At 71.8% G+C, this 21803-nt stretch carries 16 protein-coding genes; 5 read left to right on the top strand and 11 right to left on the bottom strand.

Annotated features, from left to right (window positions below; all coding sequences use genetic code 11):
• The first annotated feature begins 30 nt into the window (after positions 1 to 30).
• Together WMF24_RS41605 and WMF24_RS41600 are read left to right on the top strand one after the other, a co-directional pair.
• Positions 31 to 276 carry an AAA family ATPase gene (locus WMF24_RS41605; RefSeq protein WP_437733011.1) on the top strand — a complete coding sequence of 82 codons (246 nt, stop codon included), beginning with the start codon at positions 31 to 33 and terminating at the stop codon, positions 274 to 276.
• A gap of 717 nt (positions 277 to 993) precedes the next feature.
• Positions 994 to 1284: a hypothetical protein gene (locus WMF24_RS41600; protein ID WP_437733010.1), complete on the top strand. Its 291-nt coding sequence runs from the start codon at positions 994 to 996 to the stop codon at positions 1282 to 1284.
• 52 nt (positions 1285 to 1336) lie between these two features.
• On the opposite strand, the gene WMF24_RS41595 is transcribed toward WMF24_RS41600, so the two are convergent.
• The 4 genes from WMF24_RS41595 to WMF24_RS41580 form a co-directional block, all read right to left on the bottom strand.
• On the bottom strand, positions 1337 to 1756 hold the full coding sequence (locus WMF24_RS41595; RefSeq protein ID WP_437733009.1) for a type II toxin-antitoxin system VapC family toxin: 420 nt from the start codon (positions 1754 to 1756) through the stop codon (positions 1337 to 1339).
• Complete coding sequence (locus tag WMF24_RS41590) at positions 1756 to 1938, bottom strand: hypothetical protein (RefSeq protein ID WP_437733008.1); 183 nt, start codon at positions 1936 to 1938, stop codon at positions 1756 to 1758. Before WMF24_RS41590 ends, WMF24_RS41595 begins: the two co-directional genes overlap by 1 nt.
• Positions 1939 to 2083: 145 nt before the next feature.
• On the bottom strand, positions 2084 to 3310 hold the full coding sequence (locus WMF24_RS41585) for an aminotransferase class V-fold PLP-dependent enzyme (RefSeq protein ID WP_437733007.1): 1227 nt from the start codon (positions 3308 to 3310) through the stop codon (positions 2084 to 2086).
• On the bottom strand, positions 3285 to 5231 hold the full coding sequence (locus WMF24_RS41580; protein WP_437733006.1) for a YgiQ family radical SAM protein: 1947 nt from the start codon (positions 5229 to 5231) through the stop codon (positions 3285 to 3287). Before WMF24_RS41580 ends, WMF24_RS41585 begins: the two co-directional genes overlap by 26 nt.
• A 563-nt stretch (positions 5232 to 5794) precedes the next feature.
• Here WMF24_RS41580 and WMF24_RS41575 point away from each other — a divergent pair.
• Positions 5795 to 6466: an RNA polymerase sigma factor gene (locus WMF24_RS41575; protein WP_437733005.1), complete on the top strand. Its 672-nt coding sequence runs from the start codon at positions 5795 to 5797 to the stop codon at positions 6464 to 6466.
• A gap of 796 nt (positions 6467 to 7262) precedes the next feature.
• Positions 7263 to 8393 carry a hypothetical protein gene (locus WMF24_RS41570; RefSeq protein WP_437733004.1) on the top strand — a complete coding sequence of 377 codons (1131 nt, stop codon included), beginning with the start codon at positions 7263 to 7265 and terminating at the stop codon, positions 8391 to 8393.
• 345 nt (positions 8394 to 8738) lie between these two features.
• Here WMF24_RS41570 and WMF24_RS41565 read toward each other — a convergent pair whose 3' ends face one another.
• From WMF24_RS41565 to WMF24_RS41555, 3 genes are all read right to left on the bottom strand, one after another.
• Positions 8739 to 10859 carry an FtsX-like permease family protein gene (locus WMF24_RS41565; RefSeq protein ID WP_437733003.1) on the bottom strand — a complete coding sequence of 707 codons (2121 nt, stop codon included), beginning with the start codon at positions 10857 to 10859 and terminating at the stop codon, positions 8739 to 8741.
• Positions 10860 to 11642: an ABC transporter ATP-binding protein gene (locus WMF24_RS41560; RefSeq protein ID WP_437733002.1), complete on the bottom strand. Its 783-nt coding sequence runs from the start codon at positions 11640 to 11642 to the stop codon at positions 10860 to 10862.
• Positions 11643 to 11816: 174 nt separating this feature from the next.
• Positions 11817 to 12743 (bottom strand): LysR family transcriptional regulator, encoded by a 927-nt coding sequence (locus WMF24_RS41555; RefSeq protein ID WP_437733001.1) that lies wholly within the window; start codon positions 12741 to 12743, stop codon positions 11817 to 11819.
• A 77-nt stretch (positions 12744 to 12820) separates the two neighbouring features.
• Between WMF24_RS41555 and WMF24_RS41550 the strand changes: the two genes are divergently transcribed.
• Positions 12821 to 14767: a multicopper oxidase family protein gene (locus WMF24_RS41550; protein WP_437733000.1), complete on the top strand. Its 1947-nt coding sequence runs from the start codon at positions 12821 to 12823 to the stop codon at positions 14765 to 14767.
• Between the two features lie 22 nt (positions 14768 to 14789).
• Here WMF24_RS41550 and WMF24_RS41545 read toward each other — a convergent pair whose 3' ends face one another.
• From WMF24_RS41545 to WMF24_RS41530, 4 genes are all read right to left on the bottom strand, one after another.
• The gene (locus WMF24_RS41545) at positions 14790 to 16283 is read right to left on the bottom strand and encodes an OmpP1/FadL family transporter (protein ID WP_437732999.1); all 1494 of its coding nucleotides are present in this window, start codon (positions 16281 to 16283) and stop codon (positions 14790 to 14792) included.
• Between the two features lie 29 nt (positions 16284 to 16312).
• Positions 16313 to 18148 (bottom strand): acetyltransferase, encoded by a 1836-nt coding sequence (locus tag WMF24_RS41540; protein ID WP_437732998.1) that lies wholly within the window; start codon positions 18146 to 18148, stop codon positions 16313 to 16315.
• A 2-nt stretch (positions 18149 to 18150) separates the two neighbouring features.
• Entirely contained in the window at positions 18151 to 20106 is a 1956-nt protein-coding gene (locus tag WMF24_RS41535) for a hypothetical protein (RefSeq protein ID WP_437732997.1), read from the bottom strand.
• Between the two features lie 208 nt (positions 20107 to 20314).
• On the bottom strand, positions 20315 to 21625 hold the full coding sequence (locus WMF24_RS41530) for a ketopantoate reductase family protein (RefSeq protein WP_437732996.1): 1311 nt from the start codon (positions 21623 to 21625) through the stop codon (positions 20315 to 20317).
• Between the last annotated feature and the right edge of the window lie 178 nt (positions 21626 to 21803).

Below are 21803 nucleotides of genomic sequence, written 5' to 3'. Positions count from 1 at the left end.
GCATGCCGGAGCCGGTACAGGTGGCCAGCGATGCTCGACACGCTCGAGATCATCGGGTTCAAGTCCCACGCCGACACCAAGCTCTCCCTCGGCCAGGTGAACGTTTTCGTGGGGGCGAACGGATCGGGCAAGAGCAGCCTGCTCGAGGCGCTCGGCGTGCTGGGCGCGGCAGCCGATGGACGCGTGGACGATACGAGGCTCAAGGAGAGGGGGTGCGGCCAGGCATCCCCTCGCTGTACAAGAGCTCGTTTCGAGAGGAGCCGCTCCCTCCGGTGATCAGCTCGCGGGGGAGGGGACAGGGCGATGTCGATTATCAGGTATCGCTGAACAACCCCCTCACGGCCCCGCAGCCTGCCTGGCAGTACGTTACAGAGCGCCTCGGCGCGGGGGAGCGCCACCTCATCGGGCGATCTCCGAGGAGCGCGAATCGAGGCAACCCCGAGCGCGGCCAGGCGGCGCTCCGGATGAGCGAATGGGACGCTGACGCGCCCGAGCGCCGCTTCCTGCGTCTCCTCTCGGAGTACCGCATCTTCACGCCGACGACGGACGTGATGCGCGGTCTTCACCCGGACCAGATACAGCGTGATCCGATCGGCCTCTCCGGCGGGCAGCTACCCGAAGCGTTCGACGAGATGTGGCGGGATTTCTCCGAGGAGCGGCGCGAGGAGCTGGAAGAGCATTTCCGGGAGATGCTCGACTGGGTGAAAGAGGTCCGCGCAGCGCCTGTCCATGGGTTGCCCCTCTCGCGGTCGGTGTCGACAACGCCGAACGTCTTCAAGTTCGTGGATCGGTTCATGAACGCGAAGCGGAACACGCTCACGAGCTACGATGCGAGCGAGGGGGCGCTCCACGTCATCTTCGCGACCGTGCTCTGCCTTCATCCGCGTTCGCCTGGGCTTTGCGCCGTCGACAACATCGACCAGGTTGCGCCGGACGGTGCTGTCGTGGATGGGCGGCGGCACCGTCGACCCGCGCGTGGTCGTGGCGATACCCATGAAGGAGACGGAAACCTGGGTCGTGGCCGCGCTGCGGCCAGGCGAAAAGCTCCTGCAAGGGACGGGGGACGCGTGCTTCGAGTGCCGCGACAAACCGTCCGCGCTCCTGGCCGGCGGCTCGCCCCGCCTCGTCCGATCGGGGAAGAAACACAAGAGCGCCTACCGCGATGTAAAGCGAGCTCGTACAAGGGTCGAGCACGCACGAACGCTGTCGCTGGTCACGCAGTTCGAGGAATGTTCACGCGCCGCGCATGCCGTCTTTCTATCGCGGGAGGTCGCGGAGACGTGAACTCGTCGCCGTCGGCGTGCCGGCAACGCCCTCCAGCGCCGCCGAGGCGCGCTCAGGCGACGACCCGCTCCAGCTTGAAGTCGAGGACGGCTCGGATCGCATCGTAGTCCTCGTCGGCCGTCAGGACGGTGGCGCCGAGAGAACGCGCGGAGAGCGCGATCAACACGTCATTGACCAGCGAGGCTCGGCGCACCTCACGCCCCGCCTCACGGAGCCGCCGCAACGTGCGTCCGGCATGGTCGAAGACCTCGGCGTCCGGGGCGACGATCCGCCCGGCGCTCCGGTACGCGCGGCCGAGATGATCGACGGCCCGCCGCGCCGGGAGGGTCGTGGCGCCGGCGCGGAGCTCCATCTGCACGACGGCGGAGAGATACCGGACCGGGCCGGGCCCTATCATCAGGTCCTCGTGGATCCCCCGGTTCAGCCAGCCGATGTACAGGTTCGTATCGAGGAGGACTTTCCGGAGGATCATCAGAGAGCGTCTTCGAAGCCGCCGACCGCCTTGACGCGCCGGTGGACCTTCAGGATCGGCTCCTCGCCGAGGACGAGATCGAGCGCGCGCTCGATCGTCTCCTGCTCCGTCTTCGCGCCGAGGAGCTTCTTGGCTCGATCGATCTTGGACTGGTCCAACTTGAGGTGCTTGTGCCGCGTCATGTTCACGCTTCAGGCTAGCGTGAACATCCCCAGTCCGCCAGCGCGCCAACATCGCAATGGAACCGTACAGAGCCATGCGTTGCGGAGTCTTCGCGCACGGCTCTCTCGGCGCTCATCGCGCCGACGCGCCACGGGCGACGCCGCCTCACCCCTTCCGGACCCGCCCGAGCGCCTCGTCCGTCGAGAGCAGCACCTGCTCCCACTCGTCCAGCGCGTTCGGCCAGTGCGGCGAGAACCGCAGCACGCCGTCCGGAATGGCGCACGCGATCCCGAGCTGCGTGAGCTCGCGGTGCAGCTCCACGACCGACGCGCCGCCCGGCGGCCTCACCCCGAGCGCGCACCCCCGCAGCGCCGGATCCGCCGCGCGGAGGCTCTCCCACCCGCGCTCGCGGAGCGCCTCCTCGAGCGGATCGAGGAACCGGTTCGCGTGCTCGTGGATCCGCTCGACGCCGATCTGCAGGATCAGATCCACCGCGGCCTCCAGCCCGGCGAAGCCCGCGGCGTTGAGGTTGCCCCCCTCCACGAAGTCGGCGCGCTGCCGGATCGGCCGGTCGTAGCGGAGCTTGCCAGGGCCCTGGAGCAGGAAGCTCACGCCGTCCTCGTGGCTCAGCCAGCCCGCCACCGCGGGGCGGAGCGCCGGCAGGCGCTCGCGGCGGATGTACAGGAAGCCCGTTCCCTCCAGGCCCATCAGCCACTTGTGCCCGCCGCACGCGAGGTAGTCGACCCCCGCCGCCTCGACGTCGACCGGCGTCGCGCCGACGGCCTGCACGGCGTCGACGCAGAGCTCGGCGCCGTGCGCGCGGCAGAGCGCGCCGATCGCGGCGAGCGGCATCCTGAGGCCCGTCTGGAACTGCACGGCGCTCACCGCGACCAGCCGCGCGCCGCGCCGGAGCTCGTCCTCCAGCCGGGCGAGGCCCGTGCCGCTGCCGTCCGCGAAGCCGCCGAGCGGCAGGAAGACGACCTCCAGGTCGAACATCGCGGCCGCGCGCTGCCACGGGGTCACGTTGGCCGGGAACTCGCCCTCGAACAGGATCACCCGGTCGCGGGGGCGCCACGGGAAGCACAGGGCGATGTCGGTCAGCCCGCGCGTCGTGCTCTGGACGAGCGCGATGTCGTCCGCCGCGGCGCCGATGAGCCGGCCGAGCTTCCCGCGCAGCCGCGCCCGCTGCGCGAACCACGCCGGGAACGCGGCCGCCCCCTGCGCGGCGTAGTCGTCGAGCAGCGCGATCATCGCGAGGCGCACGGGCCGCGACGGGGGCGAGATCCCCGCGTGGTTCACGTAGACGAGCGGCGCGAGGTGCGGGAACAGGCCGCGGTCGCCGAGCTTCGCGGCGAACGTCCGGTCCTTATCGAGTTCGGCGGTGTGTCGCATCGGCTGGCTTCCCCCGGCGCTCGCCGCGCACCCGGGCAAGGTAGCGCGGCGGCGCGCCCTTGCCGGCCGCCGGCGGCACGAGGCTGTGCGGCTTCGTGCCGATGAGATCACCGCGGCCCGCCTTGATCAAGGCCTCCCGCGCCTCGTCGTGGTGCGCGGGATCCCAGTAGAGCAAGAGCGCCTTCTGGAGCTTCTTCTCCCGCAGGTCCTTCGCCGTGTAGACAGGCTCGCGCGTGAGCGGGTCGATGCCCGTGTGGTACATGCACGCGGCCATCGACATCGGCGTCGGGATGAAATCCTGCACCTGGCGCGGCCGCATGCCGTTCTTCTTCAGGTACACCGCGAGGTCGACCATGTCCCGGAGCGTCGAGCCCGGGTGCCCCGAGATGAAGTAGGGCACGAGGAACTGGTTCTTGCCGGCCTCCTCGCTCGCGCACCGGAACTGCTCGGCGAAGCGCTCGTAGCTCTCGATGCCCGGCTTCTTCATCTTGTCGAGCACGTCCTTCTTGTTGTGCTCCGGGGCGACAGAGAGCTGGCCGCCGGTGTGGTGCGCGGCGAGCTCCTCGATGAACTCGGGCGACCGCTCGGCGAGGTCGTAGCGCACGCCGGAGGCGATGAAGACCTTCTTGATCCCCTGCTCCTCGCGCACCGCCTTCATCAGCTTGAGCAGCGGGCCGTGGTCGGTGTTCAGGTTCTCGCAGACCTCCGGGAAGACGCACGAGAGCCGCCGGCAGGCGTTCTCGATCGCCTCGTCCTTGCACCGCATCTGGTACATGTTCGCCGTCGGCCCGCCGAGGTCGCTGAGCACGCCGCGGAAGCCGTCCATGCGCCGGAGCGCCCGCACCTCGCGCAGGACGCTCTCCGCAGAGCGCGACTGGATGACGCGGCCCTCGTGCTCGGTGATCGAGCAGAACGTGCAGCCGCCGAAGCAGCCGCGCATCGTGACGACCGAGTGCTTCACCGTCTCGTAGGCGGGGATCGGCGCGTCGTACGACCAGTGCGGCACCCGGGCGAACGGCAGGTCGTAGAGCGCGTCCATCTGCGCCGTCTCCAGCGGGAACGCGGGCGGGTTGAAGTAGACCGCCTCGACGCCGTGCGCCTGGAGGAGGGGGCGCGCGTTGCCGGGGTTCGTCTCGAACTGGAAGGCGCGCGACATCTCGGCGAAGGCGCGCCTGTCCGCGGCGACCTCCTCGTAGCTCGGGAGGATCACCGGCTTGCCGTCGGCGACGTAGCGGGAGCCCTCGATCTTCTCCCACTCGCCCTTGCGCAGCGGGACGGCGGTGCCGCGGACGTCGCGGATCGAGCGGACGGGCTCGCCGCGGCGGAGGCGGTCGGCGACCTCCCAGACGGCCTTCTCGCCCATGCCGAAGATGAGAAGGTCGGCCTTGGCGTCGAGGAGGACCGAGCGACGGACCTGGTCGGACCAGTAGTCGTAGTGGGCGATGCGCCGGAGCGACGCCTCGATGCCGCCGAGGACGATGGGGACGCCGGGGAACGCCTGCCGGCAGAGGTTGGCGTAGACGATGGACGCCCGGTTCGGGCGCAGGCCCACCTGCCCGCCCGGCGAGTACTGGTCCTCGCTGCGGACCTTCTTCTGGGCGGTGAGCTTGTTCAGCATCGAGTCGAGGTTGCCGGCGGTGACCCCGACCATGAGCCGGGGCACGCCCATCCGGAGCAGGTCGCTCGTGTCCGTGGTGCGGGGCTGCGAGATGATGCCGACACGGAAGCCGCGCCCTTCGAGGAAGCGGCCGATGATGGCCGCGCCGAAGGCGGGGTGGTCGACGTAGGCGTCGCCGTTGACGATCAGGATGTCGAGCGCGTCCCAGCCCCGCGCGCGCATCTCCTCCCGGGTGGTCGGCAGGAACGCGGTGAGGTCGCGGGGGGCGGCGCCGGCGCTGCGGCGGAGCTGGGTGAGGGGCACGGCGCCGTCACCCTACGGGCCAGGGGGGCGATCGGCAAGGGGGCGGCCCGGGCGGGGCGCTGGCGCGCCCGCGGGCGAGATCGCGCGGCGGCGGGCGGGCTCCGGAGCGGGCCGCGGCGGCGCCGTCGAGCCCGGCGAGGCGCCGGCGGTGGGCGGACGCGTGGGCGGTGAGCGCCGAAAAGGCGCGGCCGAGGCCGGCGCGCCCGCTGGCGAGATCGCGCGGCTGCGGGGCGCGTCGCACGCGTTTCCCCGGGGGAAACGCGCAAATTGCTCGACACCCGACGACCCGGTCACGGCTTGTGATGACCGGGTATCGAATTCAGGGGCCGACATGAGGGCACAGGGCTGGCGGGCCGCGGGCGACTCTCAGGGGCGAGTCGCGCGCCAGACACAAAAAACACGGGAAAACACGGGTGTTTTGGCGTGTGGAGGCGGGATCCAAAACGACCCGGAATGAGCGTTCGTAAAAATTATATGTGGAATCACGATCAGATAACGCCCTCCAGGAGAAACATCGCAGCTTCGCTGTGGTGCTCGAGGTGGGGGGTCCCTTCCTTCGGAGGATGCTCCGCGGGTATGGCGTCGCGCCGCACGATCGCGAGGACGTGCTGCACGACATCCTCATGGCCGCCTACCGCCGCCTGGACAGCTTCGACGCGAGCCGGCTCTTGCGCGCGGCGCAGGGGGCGCGCGACGACGCCGACGACGCCGACGACGAGTTCGTGCCGCTGAGCCAGGTGCTCCCCTACCTCGGCGGGCTGCGGGCGCGGCGGGCGTGGGACCCGCTGTACCGGTGGCTCTTCGGGATCGCGTGGCGGCAGCTGACGCACTACCGCCAGCGGGCGTTCCGGCGCCGCGAGATCCCGGTGGGCCTGCAGAGCAGCGCGCTCTTCGCCGGCGTCGACAGGCGCCCCCGCCTGGAGCAGCAGGTGGAGGCGACGGAGCGGGCCGAGGTGATCGACGCGCTGCTCGCCAGCCTGCCCCCCGAGCGGCGCGTGATGCTGGTGATGCACGACATGCTCGACATCCCGGTCGTGGAGATCGCCCGCGAGCTGGAGATCAACGAGAACACGGCCCAGAACCGGCTCAGGCTGGCCCGCGAGGACTTCCGGGCGGCGGTGAAGCGGCTCGGCGCGGAGCAGCGCAGCGCGCTGCGCCCGGGCGACAGGCCGTTCGCCGCCGAGGCGACGACGCGGCGCCGACCGGCGCCCCGGCGGCGGGGGCCGGGGATGTGAGGGCGCCGGGCGGTGAGCGCTGGAGTCGCTTCACGTGCGTTGTCCTCGATCGGCCGATGGGTCCACGAGGCGGAGGTCCTCGGGCCTGGTGGGTCGCGCGTGGCGAGGTGAACGTGGTCGCGGAGGGACGCACCCAAGCGGCAGTCGATCGAGCGTCGGCAGCCGGGAGGCCGTCTCGCGTCTCGTTCGGGGAGGTACGCCGATGGTGTCGATGTCTCGTCCAGGGACCTGTCTCGCGTTGCTCTGGCTCGTGGGTTGTTTGTTCGCTGCCTGCGACAGCGGCGAGGGCGGTGGCGGCGCTCAGGGCGCGGCAGGCGGTTCGCCCAGCGGGGGCGGGGGGACCGCCGGCGCCGCGAGCGCAGCGGGCGAGGGGGGCGCCACGGCGGGACCCGGCGGAGGTCCCGGCGCGGGCGGCGGCGGGGGCGCAGCAGGGGATGGCGGCGGGGGCGCAGCAGGGGATGGCGGCGGGGGCGCAGCAGGGGATGGCGGCGGGGGCGCAGCAGGGGATGGCGGCGGGGGCGCAGCAGGGGATGGCGGCGGGGGCGCAGCAGGGGATGGCGGCGGGGGCGCAGCAGGGGATGGCGGCGGGGGCGCAGCAGGCGCCGGACCGACGGGCGGAGGCGATCACGGCGTCGCCTTCGACGCGATCTGGAGCAGGCGGTTCGGGGACGCCGAGCCTCAGGAGACGCACGACATCGCGGTGGACGCCTCCGGAAGCGCGGTCGTCATCGGAAACTTCCGAGGGACAGTCGACCTCGGCGGCGGTCCGCTCACCACCCCACGCCCGCTGGTCAACATGAACGCCTTGCTGGCGAAATACAATGCCGCCGGGAATCACGTCTGGAGCAAGCGGCTGGGGGTCGAGGGGACCACGACCGGCGACGCCATCGCTCTGGACGCCTCGGGCGCAGTGGTCGCCACAGGGAGCTATGACGAGAAAGTCGATCTCGGCGGTGGTCTGCTCACGGGCATGCCCTGGGGCGTCTGGGTGGCCAGGTACGACGCCGGTGGCCGTCACGTCTGGAGCAAGGGGTTCGGCGCCGATGCTCCGATGAACAGCCACAGCCTGGCGGTGGACGGCGACGGCAGCGTCATCATCGGCGGAGCGCTGTCCGGCGCGACGGACTTCGGCGGCGGCCCTGTCGTGTCACGCGGCGACATCACCAGCAGCGATGCGTTCATCGCGAAGCTGGACGCCGCGGGCAACCATCTCTGGAGCCGGAGCTTCGGCGACGTCGACCGGGTCGACCGGGTCTCGCGGGTCGTGCCGAGCGGGGCAGGCGACGTGTTCGTGATCGGCTCCTGGACGGGGACCCTCGACCTCGGCCGCGGCCCGCTCGTCAGCGACGAGGTCGCGACCTTCGTGGCGAAGCTCAACGCGACGGGCGCCCCCCTGTGGAGCAAGCGCCTCGGCGCGACCGGGCGCATCTTCACGTACGGTGGCGCGGTGGACAGCGCCGGCAACCTGTTCCTCACGGGGGGCTTCTCGGGCACGGTCGACGTCGGCGGTGGTCCGCTGGTGAGCGCGGGAGCCGAGGACGTCTTTCTCGTAAAGCTCGGCCCTGACGGAGCCCACCTCTTCAGCGCACGGTGGGGCTCGGCGGCCAGCGAGGTCGGAAGGACGATCAGCGTCGACGGGGCCGGCAACCTCGTGATGGGCGGGAGCTTCGACGGCACGCTGGATCTCGGTGGAGGCCCGCTGGCGAGCGCTGGCGGTGCGGACATCTTCATGGCTCGTCTCGACCCGAGGGGCGCCCACATCCAGAGCTCTGGCTTCGGGGGGCCTCAACAGCAGGTCGTGTTCGGCGCCGCGCTCGACGCCGCGGGGCAGCCCTACCTGACCGGTCACTTCAGCGGCAGCGTGACGTTTGGCGCCAGCACGCTGACGAGCCAGGGACACGACATCTTCCTCGCCAAGCTCCGGTGACGACACCCTCGTTCGCGGCACGTCGCCAGGGGCGGTAGCGACCTCGGGTCAAGGCCGGAACGGCGGTATCTGGCTGATCTCCGCGGGGGCGCGCGGCTCGACGCCGATGAACGGGCGCCTCTCCTCGGGCATCATCCAGAGGATCTGCTCGAGCATCACCCGCGGGTTCGTGTTCGCTGGGCGGGGTGGGGGATGGGCCGATGTGTGAGGCTGAGACATTGCTCATCCGGCTTGCCGGATGGGCAATGTCTCAGCCGAGTTCGGCGGGGCCCCCACCCCGCCCGGCGAACACCCTCTCCGGGGGCCGGGCAGCTCGGACCCCCCCGGGGGCGGACGCCCCCACCCCTACTCGTACTGGACCGACTCCGCCGCGTTGCTCCGCCCCGCGCTCCGCGCCGGATAGAACGACGCCCCCAGCGCCACCGCCGTCGCCCCCAGCGCCGTGAGCACCCCGTACTCCGGCGGGATGCTGAACTCGACCTCGAACGTCGACACCGTGCGGAGCGCCCCGAGCGCCGCCGACCCGAGCGGCACCCCGAGCAGCACCGCCAGCAGCCCGCCCAGCGCGCCGACGAGCGCCCCCTCCATCAGCACCATCCGCCGCACCTGCCCCGCCGTCATCCCGAGCACCCGCTGCAGCGCGAGCTCCCGCCGGCGCGCGTGCAGCGCCAGGACCATCTGGTTCGCCACGCCGATCGCCGCGAGCACCGTCGTGAAGCCGAGGATCATGTCGAAGATCACGAAGTCGCGCCCCGTCGCCTTCCGGCGCACCGCCTCGATCTCGACCCCCGTCTGCATCCGCACGCCGCGCGCCTGCGGCACGCCCGCGAGCAGCTCGCCCCACGGCGGCGTCTCCGGCCCGCCCCCCGCCGCCGCCGCGCCCGTCACCGGGTCGGCGACCGCCACCGTGTGCCCGATCGCGGTCGCGTACGGAGAGATGACGGGGAAGTCCGCCGCCTCGATGACCGCGTAGGTCCGCAGGTTGCGGTACGCGCCGGGCGCGTGCACGTAGCCGAGGTCGTCGGTCACGCCGACCACCTCGAAGCGGCGCGCGCCGGCGCGGCCGCCCACCTCGAGCTTGTCGCCGGGGCCCACGTCGAAGCGGCGGGCCATCATCGTCGAGACGATCGCCTTACCAGGGCCGAAGCGGCGGCTCAGCGCGATCGACTCGGGGCGCCCAGTTGCCTCGGCGAGCGCGCGGAGCTCGTCGGCGGGGACGGCATGGACGACGTTCGGCCACGGCGTGCGGCTCGAGAACCGCGCCGCGACGAGGCGCTCGGGCAGGTGCGGCAGCATGCGCTCGGCGTGGCCGAGCGGCTCGTCCGGGTAGAAGAACGTGTACGGCGCGAGCGCGCGGCCGGCCCAGGCCGAGACCTCCTGCTTGAGCGCCGCCGTGGCGATGTGCAGCGCGAGCAGCAGGGCGAAGACCATCATCACGCCGCCGACGCTCCAGGCGAGCTCGTGCCCGCTGTGCTCGACGCGGCGCTGGAGCAGCAGGCGCTCGGCCGCCCAGCGGCGCGGCGCGAGGCGCACGGCGAGCGCCCCGAGGCGCGCGACGACGTCGGGCACGAACACGATCGCCGCGAGGAACGCCGCGCAGACGAGCCCCGCCTCGAAGACGAAGAAGGCGAACAGCGGGACCGACTGCCGGAAGAAGGGGCGCAGCAGGCCGTAGACGAGCACCATGAACGGCAGCGCGAGCAGCATGACGCCCCGCATGCGGCGCCGCTGCTCGGCCCCGCCCTCGAGGAAGCGCGGGCGCAGGGCACGGGCGATGTCGACGCGGAGCGCCTCGCGCACCGGGCGGAGCACGCCGAGCAGCGCGGTGAGGGCGCCCGTCCCGCAGACGAGCAGCATCGCGCTCCACGGCAGGCGGATGGCGTGGAGCGGGATGCGCGCGCGGCCGGTCGTCGTGATGCCCGCCTTGGCGGCGAGGTACGCGAGCGGGATCGACGCGAGCAGGCCGAGCGCCGCGCCGCCGACGCCGAGCAGCAGGGCCTCGAGGACGAAGACCGCGGCGACCTGCGGGGGCAGGGCGCCGGCGCTGCGCAGGAGCGCGATCTCGCGGCGGCGGCGCTCGACGGCGACGTTGAAGGTGAAGAACACGATGAGCGCGCCGACGAGGAACGCGGAGAGCGAGCCGAGGCGGATCGCGGACCGCATGATCTCGTAGTCCTCGTGCGTCTCCTCCTGCGCGTCGGCCGCGGCGGTGGGCTGGCCGTCGGGGCGGAGGCCGCGCAGGGTGACCGTCTGCTCGGTGAAGACGGGCAGATCGGGGTTCGTGACGAAGCTCTTCGCCTCGACGGCGCGCGTGCCGACGTCGAGGATGAGGACGACGTTGACCGTGGCCGCGCCGAGGGCGACGCCGAGCAGGGCGGCCATGGCGCCGAAGCGGTCGGCGCGCAAGTTGCGCAGCGCGAGCATCCGGACGAGCGGCTGGAAGAGGGCGCGGAGGAGGAGCAACATTCAGATGCCGAGCTCCTTCAGGCGGTCGTGGACGGCGGCCGACGTGACGGCGGGGCCCGCGAGGGCGGCGTCGTGCAGCAGCAGGCCGTCGCGCATGAACACGACGCGGTGGGCGCGGGCAGCGTCCTCGGCGTTGTGCGTGACGAGGAGCATCGCGCTGCCGGCCTCGTGGAGGGCGTCGGCGAGCAGCGCCATGATGCGGCGGCCCGTCGCGACGTTGACGTTGCCCGTCGGCTCGTCGGCGAGCACGAGCGCGGGGCGGCGGACGAGGGCGCGGGCGATGGAGATGAGCTGCATCTCTCCGCCGGACATCTGCGACGGCAGGTGCTCGGCGCGGGCGCGCATGCCGACCCGATCGAGCATGCGCGAGGCGGCGTCGTGGTCCGGCGCGGCGCCGTCGATGAGGTACGGCAGCACGATGTTCTCGTAGCCGGTGAGCGTCGGGACGAGGTTGAAGAACTGGTAGACGATGCCGATGCGGCGGCGGCGCAGCAGGGTGCGGCCGTGCTCGTCGAGGGCGGCCATGTCCTCGCCGAGCACGCGCACCTCGCCGCGGTCGGGGGACTCGAGGCCCGCGACGCACGAGAGCAGCGTGCTCTTGCCGACGCCGGAGGGGCCCATGATCGCGCACATCTCGCCGGCGTGGATGTCGAGGTCGACGCCGCGGAGCACCTCGATCGGGGTCGCGCCGAGGGCGTGCGCCTTGTGGAGGTCGCGGACGCGGAGGACGGGCTCGTCGGAGCTCGCGGGGGCGGCGCGCACCCCGCCTGCAGGGGAGACCATCCGGCTACTCTAGTATCACCTTCCGGCGCGGCGTAAGCTCCGGCGCTCGGGAGCAATGTCCCGCTGTCCGGGAGAGCGCTCTTCGGAGCGCGGGCTTCGTGGACCTTGCCCTCCTTGGCTCACGCGCGGCTCACCGGCGGCCCACCCTCGGTCCATCCACGGTTTACCGACGGTTCACCCACGATTCGTCCTCGGTTCACGGGGCGCGAGGAACGCGCGCACGTGGTCGATGACCATCTTGATCTTGGGGATCTCCGAGAGCATCTCCGGGACGCTGAGCCGCACCGGCCGCTCCTGCCCGACGACCTCGGGGAGGACGGGGACGAGCGCGTCCGGGCCCACGCCGGGATCGGGCAGGAGCGCGTCGGGGACGAGGCCTATCCCGAGGCCGGCGATGCAACAGTGGCGGATGAAATGGATGTCCGTGGCGATGAGGGACGGCTCGACCGTGAAGGGCGCGCCGCGCCACGTCCGCCAGACGCGCGCGTCCTCGCCGGGGGCCTGCCACGCGAACAGCTCGTGGTGCCTCAGGTCGTCGATCGACCGCGGGGCGCCGCGCTGCTCCAGGTACGCGCGGCCGGCGATCAGCCGCTCGCGGGCGCGCAGGACGACGTGCGATATCCAGTGCCCCCGCGGCGCGTCCTCCCCGAGGTGGACCGCGATGTCGATGTCCGTCAGCGCCTCTCCGATCGGGTCGTTGCTGAAGCGGCAATGAAAGCGGAGCCGCGGGTACGCTCGGCGCATGGCGGCGAAGAGCGGCGTGAGCACGTGCGGCGGCATCCCCACGGGCAGGACGACGCGCAGGGTGCCCGAGGGCGCGTCGCCGACCTCGCGGATCGAGGCCAGCAGCGCGGCGGCCTCCTGCATCATGCCGCGCCCCCTGCCGGCGAGCACCTGCCCCGCCTCGGTCGGCTGGACGCCCTGGCGCACGCTCTCGATCAGCGGGACGCCGGCGCGCGCCTCGAGCGCCGCGACCTGGCGCCGGAGCGTCGTGCGCGACGTGCCGAGCGCGCGCGCGGCGCCCAGGTACGAGCCGGCCTCGACGACGGCGAGGAAGGCGCGCAGCTCTTCGAGGTCCAACGACCCTGCCACTGTCCACATTCTAGCCAGGGGTGACCGTCTTCGGCCATCGCGCTCGGGCGCGGATGGATAGCGTCGCTCCTGGAGGAGAGACGCCGATGGTACGAGATGCGAAGGCCGCGCTCGCGCGCGCAGGATCGCTCGCCGCGCTGGCCCTCTGGGCCGCGGTGATCACGGGTTGTGGGGGAGGGGAAGCGACAGGCGCGGCGCCGCCGCCGACGACGCCCTACGAGGATCCCCCCGAGCTCCGGCCTGGCCCGGACGGGGCGTTCGAGCTCCGTTTCGGCCCGAGCGCCGTCGAGATCGGCGGGCGGCGGTTCTGTCTCCGCGCCTACAACGGCATGACGAGCGGGCCCACGATCCGCGTCCCGAAGGGCGAGGATCGCCGGGTCCACGTGACCCTGCACAACGACTTCACGCGGAGCGACTTCCGCGAGATCGCGAGCATGATGGGGCACGGGGCGAGGTCGTGTCACGACTTCAACCTGACGAACCTGCACGGGCACGGACTGCACGTGCAGCCGAACTTCGCGACCGACGATCCGGCGGACCCGTGCGAGGGCGACGGCTGCGCGCCCGGCGGGCGGTATTTCGGGGACCACGTGCTCCACGCGGTGGGGCCGGGGGAGAGCGCCCGGTACCGATGGGATCTGGATGAGGACGGGATCCATCACGAGGGGACCGACTGGTACCACCCGCACATCCACGGCGCGACGGCCATCCAGGTGATGGACGGGGCCGCCGGCGCGTTCGTCATCGAGGGGCCGCTCGACGCGCTGCCCGGCATCGCCAGGGCCAGGGAGCGGGTCATGGTCATGACGCAGGTGCCGATCGATCACGAGAACACGGTGCCGTTGGGAGAGGGAGAGGACTGCACGGAGGACAACCTGTCGGTGACCGACTTCCTCGCGGTCGAGACGCTCCGGGCCACGCTGATCAATGGCAAGCTCAGGCCGCGGATCGTGACGCCGCCCGGGCAGGTGGAGCGCTGGCGCATGGTGTACGCCGGCAGCCCGGACGAGATGGGGATGAAGCTCCACGCCGCGAAGGACGCGGCGTGCTCCGACTTCGACAAGGCCCCCATCGAGACGACCCAGATCGCGCGCGACGGGCTGACGCTGCCGCAGTTTTACCGGAGCGACACGGTGTGGGTGTCACCGGGGTACCGCGTCGACGTGATGGTGAAGATGCCGGAGCAGGAGCAGACGCTCTGCCTCGTCGGGCGGCGGCCGAACGATCTCCTGGGGAGCGTCATCGCGGTCATCGACGTGACGAGGAGCGCGGGGGAGCCCACCGAGGTGAACATGCCAATCGAGGCGGACGTGGCCGCGCTGGCGCCGCCCACGTCGTGGACCGGCATGGTCGACGGGCAGGTGGCCGAGGTGAGCTGCGATTCGGTCGATACCGTGCACCAGAAGGTGGTGCTGCTCGTGCCCACGCCGGGGCAGCAGCCGCCCGACCTCGGCTCGGACGTGGCGCTCAGGTCGTGCGATCCGGAGGCGCACCCGCACGCGATCGACGAGGACGCGCCGGTGTGCCTGTGCCCGGATCCGAACATCAGCTGCCGCAAGTTCGACGACCGGCGGCTCCGGGGCTACCGGAGCGACCGGGTGATGACGGCCGGCAACGCGGAGCGGTGGGAGATCCGCGCGTTCGACGGCCACCCGTTCCACATCCACATCAACCCCTTCCTCGTGTGCCCGAACGACTCGAACAAGGAGCCCAACTTCCCCCACTGGCGAGACACGATGTGGGTGCAGATCGAGGACGGGCCGCGCCACGTGCTCATGAACCCGCGGAGGTTCACGGGGCAGTTCGTTCTGCACTGCCACAAGCTGAACCACGAGGACGAGGGGATGATGGAGCTCGTGGAGATATGCGATCCGGAGGATCAGGAATGCCTGTGCCTTGGGACGGACGCGGACGGCCAGTGCATCTCGCAGGCGGGGTGCAAGCCGGACGATCTCCCGTGCCAGTTCGCGAAGGCCGCGACGGACGCGTACCCGGCGCCGCCGGTGCCGAACCCGGGGCTGTGCGGGCCGTGAGATCGCGGCGAGGGAACCCCGCTCAGAACACGACCTTCAGGTGCCCGCCCACCGTCGTGAGCAGCAGGGTGTACGTGCCGTTGCCGAGGTCGTAGTCCGACGTGGTCACCGTGCGCGGCAAGATGCCCTGCACGCGGACATCGGCCGAGAGCGAGACGCGATCGCTCACCGTGAGGACCCCGCCGACATCGCCGATCAGCCGGTGGTTGTCCGGCGACGCCACGTCGATCGTGCTGTCCGGCGAGGCCGGCGACTGGTACCCGACCGACGCCGTCGCGAGCAGCGCCTCGCTCAGCCGGTACTTGGCGCCGGCTTCCAGCCACACGGTATCATTCCACCTGCGCGGCAAGGTCACGGTGACGCGGTCGGTGATCCCGAGCTTCGGCTGGGCGAGATCCGGTGAGGAGGCCTCGACGACGAACGCCTCGACGTCCGAATAGAGCACGTACGACATGAGGCCATCGACGCTGAGCCTGTCGTTCACCCGGTAGCCGACGCCCGCGGTGAGGCGCTTGGGGAGCGTGAACGAGAGCTCCGCGTCGCCCTCGACGAGGGGCTTGTAACGCAGGCCCTGCTCGGCCAGGTCCTGCGTGAAGAACGGGTGATCCATGTCGATGGCGAACTTGCCTTTGTACCGCATCGCGGCGCTGTGCTGGTACGTGAGGCCGAAGCGGAGATCCTTGTTCGGGTGGAAGGCGAGCCCGACGTGGAACGAGGCGCCGTGCGATATCGCCTGCTTGAGCGAGATGGGGCGCGCGAGGACGTCGAGCTCGCGCAGCTCGGACGGCGTCGTCGGGCCGAAGTCGTTGTCCTGCTTGAGGTAGGCGAGGCCGTCGCGGAACTCCTGGAGGCCGGCGAAGTCCTGCACCTTCGAGAGCTCGGCGACGCCGCCGACGTACGACACGCCGGCGCCGAGCGAGAGCTGCTCGGTCAGCTTCACCCCGGCGGCCAGCGTGAGCGAGGTCGAGACGATGAACGCCTGCTGGAGCTGCCAGCGCTGCGGGCCGTCCGGGAAGCTGAGCGCCGCGGCGTACGGCACGTACAGGCCGACCCCGAGCGTCAGGCGATCCGGGATCGTCGGGAAGGCGAAGAACGCGTTGCCGGTCGGCGCGACGGGCGTCGTCGAGACCTCCTCGGCCGGGCCGGTCTTGCCGGGGTCGACGTTCGCCGGGTCGAGCGGGAGCTTGAACTCCAGCGTGTCCGGCGTCTGGTAGGCGCCGCGCCGCTCGCGCGCGTAGGTCGCGCGGCCGACGATGAGCCCCGCGCCGAGGAGGAGCTCCGGCCGCTCGACCCCGGCGAGCTCGGCCGGGTTCCAGAACACGGCGGCGGCGTCGGACGTCGTGGGGCCCGAGACGCCGCTCGTCACCCACGGCGCGTCGATGCCCGAGGCGCGCGCGTCGCCCGCCGTCCAGAAGACGACGCCTGTCGCGAGCGCGAGCGCGGCGGGTACACGTCCTGTCGGTCGAGCGCCGCGCGCTCGGGCGCGCGCGCGCGGGGTGGGCAGAGCTCCTGACATGAGAACCGTCCTCACAAGGGGTGATCCGGCTACTCCAGCCGGGTGAGGGTGAGCGAGAGACGATGGGCGCTCGGCTTGTCGCCGATCCTGATCTCGTAACGGCGCCCCTCGTCGTCCTCGAAGTACAGCGCATCTCCCGGCTCGACCTCCACCTTCTCGTGGAGCGCGTCGCCGTCGATCTCCTCCGTCGTCGACACCTTCTTCGTGAGCTCGGGGTCGGCGAAGAAGCCCGGGCGCTCGTAGGCGTAGTCGCGCACGCGCGCGCCCTCGGCGTCCTTGCGGATGTCGTCGGGCGCGACGAAGTAGAGGTAATCCCGCGTGCCCGCGACGCCGCTCTCGGTGCTCGGCTGGTACAGGTAGAAATCCGCGTCGCCGGCGGCGTTGTCGTTGAGCTCGATCGCCATGTCCTTGAGGACCGCGGGATCGTTCGCGAGGTTCTCCTTGATGCTCGCGACGAGATCCTCCGTCTTCACGCCGACCGGGACGTCGCGGAGGGTCACCTCGATGTCGGCCTCCCCTTCGGCGAGGCCGCCGTCGTGGAGCCGCGCCTGGGCCACCTCGAGGAGGATGTCCCAGAAATACGAGGGCGAAGGAGGCGGCTCCTCGAGGACGACGCTGTCCTCGACGCTGATCCGGGTCCACCCGGCGTCGTCGATGCAGACCTCGACGGGCTGGAACTCGCTCGTGGAGGTGCCCTGGGGGCCATAGCTGGAGCAATGGTCCTCGATCTGCGCTGCCCTGAGCTCGCCGGCGCGCGCCAGGATGTGCTCGAACTCCCACAGCGGCTGTTCCCACACGGGCGAGTCGCCGCGCGGCGCGGGCTCCTCGCTCGTGCCGCCGGGCAGGTGCATCGGACTCTCCGGGATGGCGAGGGTCAGCTCGCCGATGCTGAGGTTCCTCGAGAGGTCGTCGAGGACGAGCCAGTCCGGCTCGCTGAAGTCGAAGAGGGTGTCTATCTGCCCGGGCGTGCTGTTGACGCTCGCGACGTCGGCCGCCGTCGCGTCGACGCCCTTGTAGGGGAGGGCGTTGACGTTGACCTTCACCGTCATGGTGAAGCTGTCGAGGGCCGCCTTCACCCCCGAGGCCGCCTTGATGAAGCCGGGGTGCTCCGCGCCGTCCGGATCGTCCGGATCGAGCGGGGCCGGGCCGAACTGCCCGGCGAGGCCGGCGAAGTCGGTGACGACGTCGTACAGGGTGACGGGGATGGAGTGGGGCGCGACCGGGTACACGCCGTCCGGGTGCTCGTCGGTCGGCGGCCCTCTCCGGGTCTTCGTGTTCGGGTGCGTGCTGACGAGGTTCTCGAGGACGGCCTGCGCGGTGATCTCGACGGGGATGATCCGCTCGTTGCCGGCCGCGCCCACGAGGTCGGAGAGGATCTTCGACGTCGGGATGCCGACGGCGTTCCCGACGCCGAGAAGGCCCTCGAGGCTCGTGCCGCGCAGGTCGGCGTTCTCCGGCGTCATGTTGAGGAGCCCGACGAGGTTCTGCGCCGCCGGGGGGAGCGCGGCGATCTCGGCCGGGGGCATGTACATGACCTTGAGCAGCGCGTTCTCGATGAGCGTCGAGACGTCGAGATCGAGCAGCCAGATCCCCTCGAGCGTGGGCCGCGGGAGGGCCCTCAGCTCCTCGAGCGTGAGCGTCTTGGCGAAGCCCCGCGCGTCGAACCGCATGAACTCGAGCGTGAGGGTCCGGCTCTCCCTCACGCCGAGCGCCGGCGGGGGCGGCGCCTGCTCCACCGTGACGGCGTCGACGCAGGCGGGCAGCGCAGAGGAGAGCGCGGCGGCGAGCAGCGGGCCGAGGCGGCCGAAGCGGGAGAGCCGGCGGCGGGCGGGGACCGCGGGGCGGGGGCTGTGGCGCGCTTTCATGATCAGAGCCTCTTCACGTCGGCGGTGATCTCCACCGGATCGCTTGTGTCGGGCACGTGGAAGCGGACCTCGTAGACGGCGGCCTCGTCGTCCTGCATGTACAGGGTGGTCTCGCCCGGCGGCAGCCTGTATTTCTCGTGCGCCGTGTCGGCGAGGCCGTCGAGCTCCTTCTTCGATACCTTGCTCCCCTCGTCGAGATCAGGGCTCGTGAAGAAGCCCGGGCGCTCGTAGGTGTAGGCGCGCGGGGCGTCCCCACCTTGTTCCGAGGGCCGGAGATCGTCCTCTGCCACGAAGTACAGGGTCGGCGCGCCGCCCGGCTCGCCGCGGCTGTAGAAGAAGTCGAGCGCGTCGCTGTTGGCCCAGTACCGGCCCAGGATGATCTCCGCGATCTGCTCGGCCTGGCCTTGCAGCGTCTCGCGCAGCGCGGCGGTGACCTCCTCGCCGGTGAGGCCGATGCCGACGCCGCGGAGCGCATAGACAGGCTGGGCGTCGCCTTCCTCGATGTCGGGCATGCCCTCGCCGGTCGGATCGTGGATGGCGACCTGCCCGACCTCGGTGAGCAGCTCCCAGAGGAACTGGGGATCAGGGACCCTGGGCGGCGTGCTCCCGAGGTTGGCGCTGAAGACGGACCAACCGGGCGGGTCGCCGCCCTGGCCCATGTTGACGCCGACCTGGCACCCGTCCAGCTGGAAGTAACACCCCATGAAGGGCGCGCGTTCGCCGTACGTGAGGTAGGCGGCCGTGCCCACGATGCTCTCGAGCAGGAACGGAGGGACGGTCCACACCGTATCCGTACCGACCGGCGTGTCGGGACGGTTTGCCTTGCAGGCAGGCGCCTCGACGCAGGATGGCACGCGGGTGGGCAGCTCGCGCAGCGCGATCCGCATGTCCACGGTCGGGCTCTGCGCGATGCCGGTGATCTGGAGCCTCTCCGGGTCGTTGAAGTCGAACCGGAGGGGCGCGTCGCCCTCGCGAAGGAACATGTCGCCGCCCCCCTTCGACAGGTCGATCCCGGAGACCCTGCGCAGGCCGGACTCGGCGACGACGCGCATCGAGAAATCGGGCTGAATCACGTCGCTCTTCGTCGTGAACGAGGCGTCGTCACGGCGGAGCACGCCGGGATGAGCGCCGGCCGGGCCGAGCTTCTCGTCGAGCGACTCGAGGTCGTGCAGGGCCTCGTGGAGCGTGATGGGCATCCTCACGCCCTCCGGATCGGAGATGGCCGGATGCGTGGCGAGCAGCTGCTGCTGGAGCGCCAGGATGAGCTTGTCGGTGGGGACGAAGGGGGATGTCCGGTTCGTTCGCGTGGCCGTCGGGGCCGGCTGGACCGCCAGATCGAGGGTGATGCTGTCGGCGAGGACGTCGGCGAAATCGAACGCAAAGGTGTCGGGGTTCTGCTTGAAGATCCGCTGCAAGCCTTCGAGCGACGTGCCGGTCACATTGGCGTTGGCGGGCGTCATCGTGAGCAGGCGGACGAGCGCGAACTCCGGCGACGTCATCCACAATGCCCCGAAGCTCTGGCCCAGCGGGGTGAGCGTGCAGTCGTGGCCGGGGTCCGCGCTGTCGTTCCTCCACGCGGTCCCGCACGCGTCCTGGATCTGCTCGAGCGCGCTCCGGAGCAGGCCGGTCGTGTCGACGTTCAGGACGGTGATCTGCTTCGCGCCGTCCTCGCCGAAGACCTGGAGCGCCTTCTGCCTGTCGAGCTGGAGCGTGACCGACGGCGTCTCCGCGTCGTCGATGCGCATGCGGAACCGGTTCGGCTCCTCGATGACGGGGCCGCCGCCGCCGCCGCCCTCGCCGCCGCCCCCTCCTCCGGCCGCCCCGTTGCCGCCGCCGCCGCCATCGTCGTCGCCGCCGCACGCGGCGAGCGCGGCGAGCGCGGCGAGCAGCAAGAGGGGAACACGGCCACGGCGCGAGGCGCCGCGCCGGGCGGAGAGTGCGAGCGGGGAGTGCGTCATGCGAGGGCTCCTCGTCGAGGGACCTCCTGGAGATCCACAGGAAGAGACGCCCGATGCTACCGAACTTCGACGCCACGGCGCGACAAAGAGCGCCGCGCCGCGACGGCGCAGGGCGCTCGAGCGGCGCCGTCGCCAGAGAGGGCCAGGACAACTGTCGGTGAGACCAAGGTGTCCTGGCGCTTTTTCCGTCTGCGATGTGCGCGGCGCGCTAGACGTCCTCGTGACCACCCTGGGCGTTCGTTGCCACCGCGGACGTCGGCTCGTGCGGCCCGGCCGCCTGGTCGTCGACGGGTGCCGCGGAGGTCCTTGGCGGCGCGGCCGCGTGGGCGTCGGCGGCCGCCTGGGGGCCCTCGACCGCCGCGGGCGGCTCGTGCGGCGCGGCCGGGGGCCGGCTCGACGGCGGGGCGCCGACGAGCCCGCGCGTCCGGTCGAACAGCGCGCGCAGCAGCGAGAGGCTCGGCTTGCGCTGGCGCGCCGCGATCGCGAGCACCTCCTCGCGGACGGCGGCGTTGATGGGCGTCGCGACGCCGAGCGCCGCGCCGCGCGTGACGACCTCGCCGTTCAGGAAATCGACGGCCGGCGGGCGGCCGCGCTCGATGGCGGCGAGCATCGAGGAGCGCATGCGGCGGTAGCGCGCGCCGACCGCGAGCAGCAGCGCGTGCTTCGCGAACAGCCCCGGCGAGCCGGCCGCGGTGCGCTCGGCGTCCGTGAGCGCGATCCAGTCGAGGTCGAGCGTCCCCGCGACCTTCTCGAGGCGCACGCCGAGCGCGCGCGAGACCTGCACGGTCTCGGTCATGACCTCCAGCGCGAGGCGGCGGACGAAGCGGTGCCTGAGGAGCGCGCCGAGGCGGTCGCCGCCGATGGTGCCGAGCGACGAGATCGCGCAGTTGATGGCGAGCTTCGACCAGCGCGCGCCGGCGAGGTTGTCCGTGACGGTGGTCGGCCCGATCGCTTCGAGGATGCGCGCGAGCTCGTGGAGGCGGGGGTCGCTCGCGCCGTCGAGCCGGCCGAGGACGAAGCCGCCGCTCGAGGTGCGGTCGTACACGCCGGGCTCGACCATGGAGGCGCCCCACGCGACGATGCCGCCGAAGGTGCGCTCCGGGCCGGCGATGCGGGCGATGCGCTCCTCGCAGAGGCCGTTCTGGAGGCAGAGCATCGCGCCCGTCGGGGCGAGGTGCGCGACGACGCCGCGCGCGGCCTCCTCGACCTGCGGCGGCTGGGTGGCGAGGAGGACGTAGTCGAACGGCCGGGTGTCCGGGCCGAGCTCGCGCACGGCGCGGCCGCGCACCGTGCCGGGGCTCGCCTCGCCGCGCACCCGGAAGCCGGTGGCGTTGATGGCGTCCGCGATGATCGGGTTCGTCGTGAACGCGGTGACGTCGTGGCCCTGCTCGAACAGGTGCGCGGCGGTGATGCCGCCGATCCCGCCGCACCCGACGACCAGCAACCGGGGCGCGGAGGAGCCGCGCGCCGCGGACGAGCCCGGGGCGAGCTCGCCCGCAGAAGAATCGATGAAGCTCATGCGAGATCCCTTATCACCGCTGCGCCGCGGGCTCGACGGGCTCCACGAGAGGGCGGCGAGGGGACAGGCGGGTCGGACGCCGCGCTGCGGGAGCGACGTCGTCGGGGAGGCGGCGCGCCGCAGCAACGGAGATGACGGGGCGCGTCGAACCGCGCCGCCGCTGCGGGTGCTCGGTCCG

The organism is Sorangium sp. So ce1335 (assembly GCF_051521615.1).
Lineage (GTDB): Bacteria > Myxococcota_A > Polyangia > Polyangiales > Polyangiaceae > Sorangium.
Note: the sequence above shows the minus strand (reverse complement) of the source record. Positions and strands in the feature narration are given on the sequence as shown.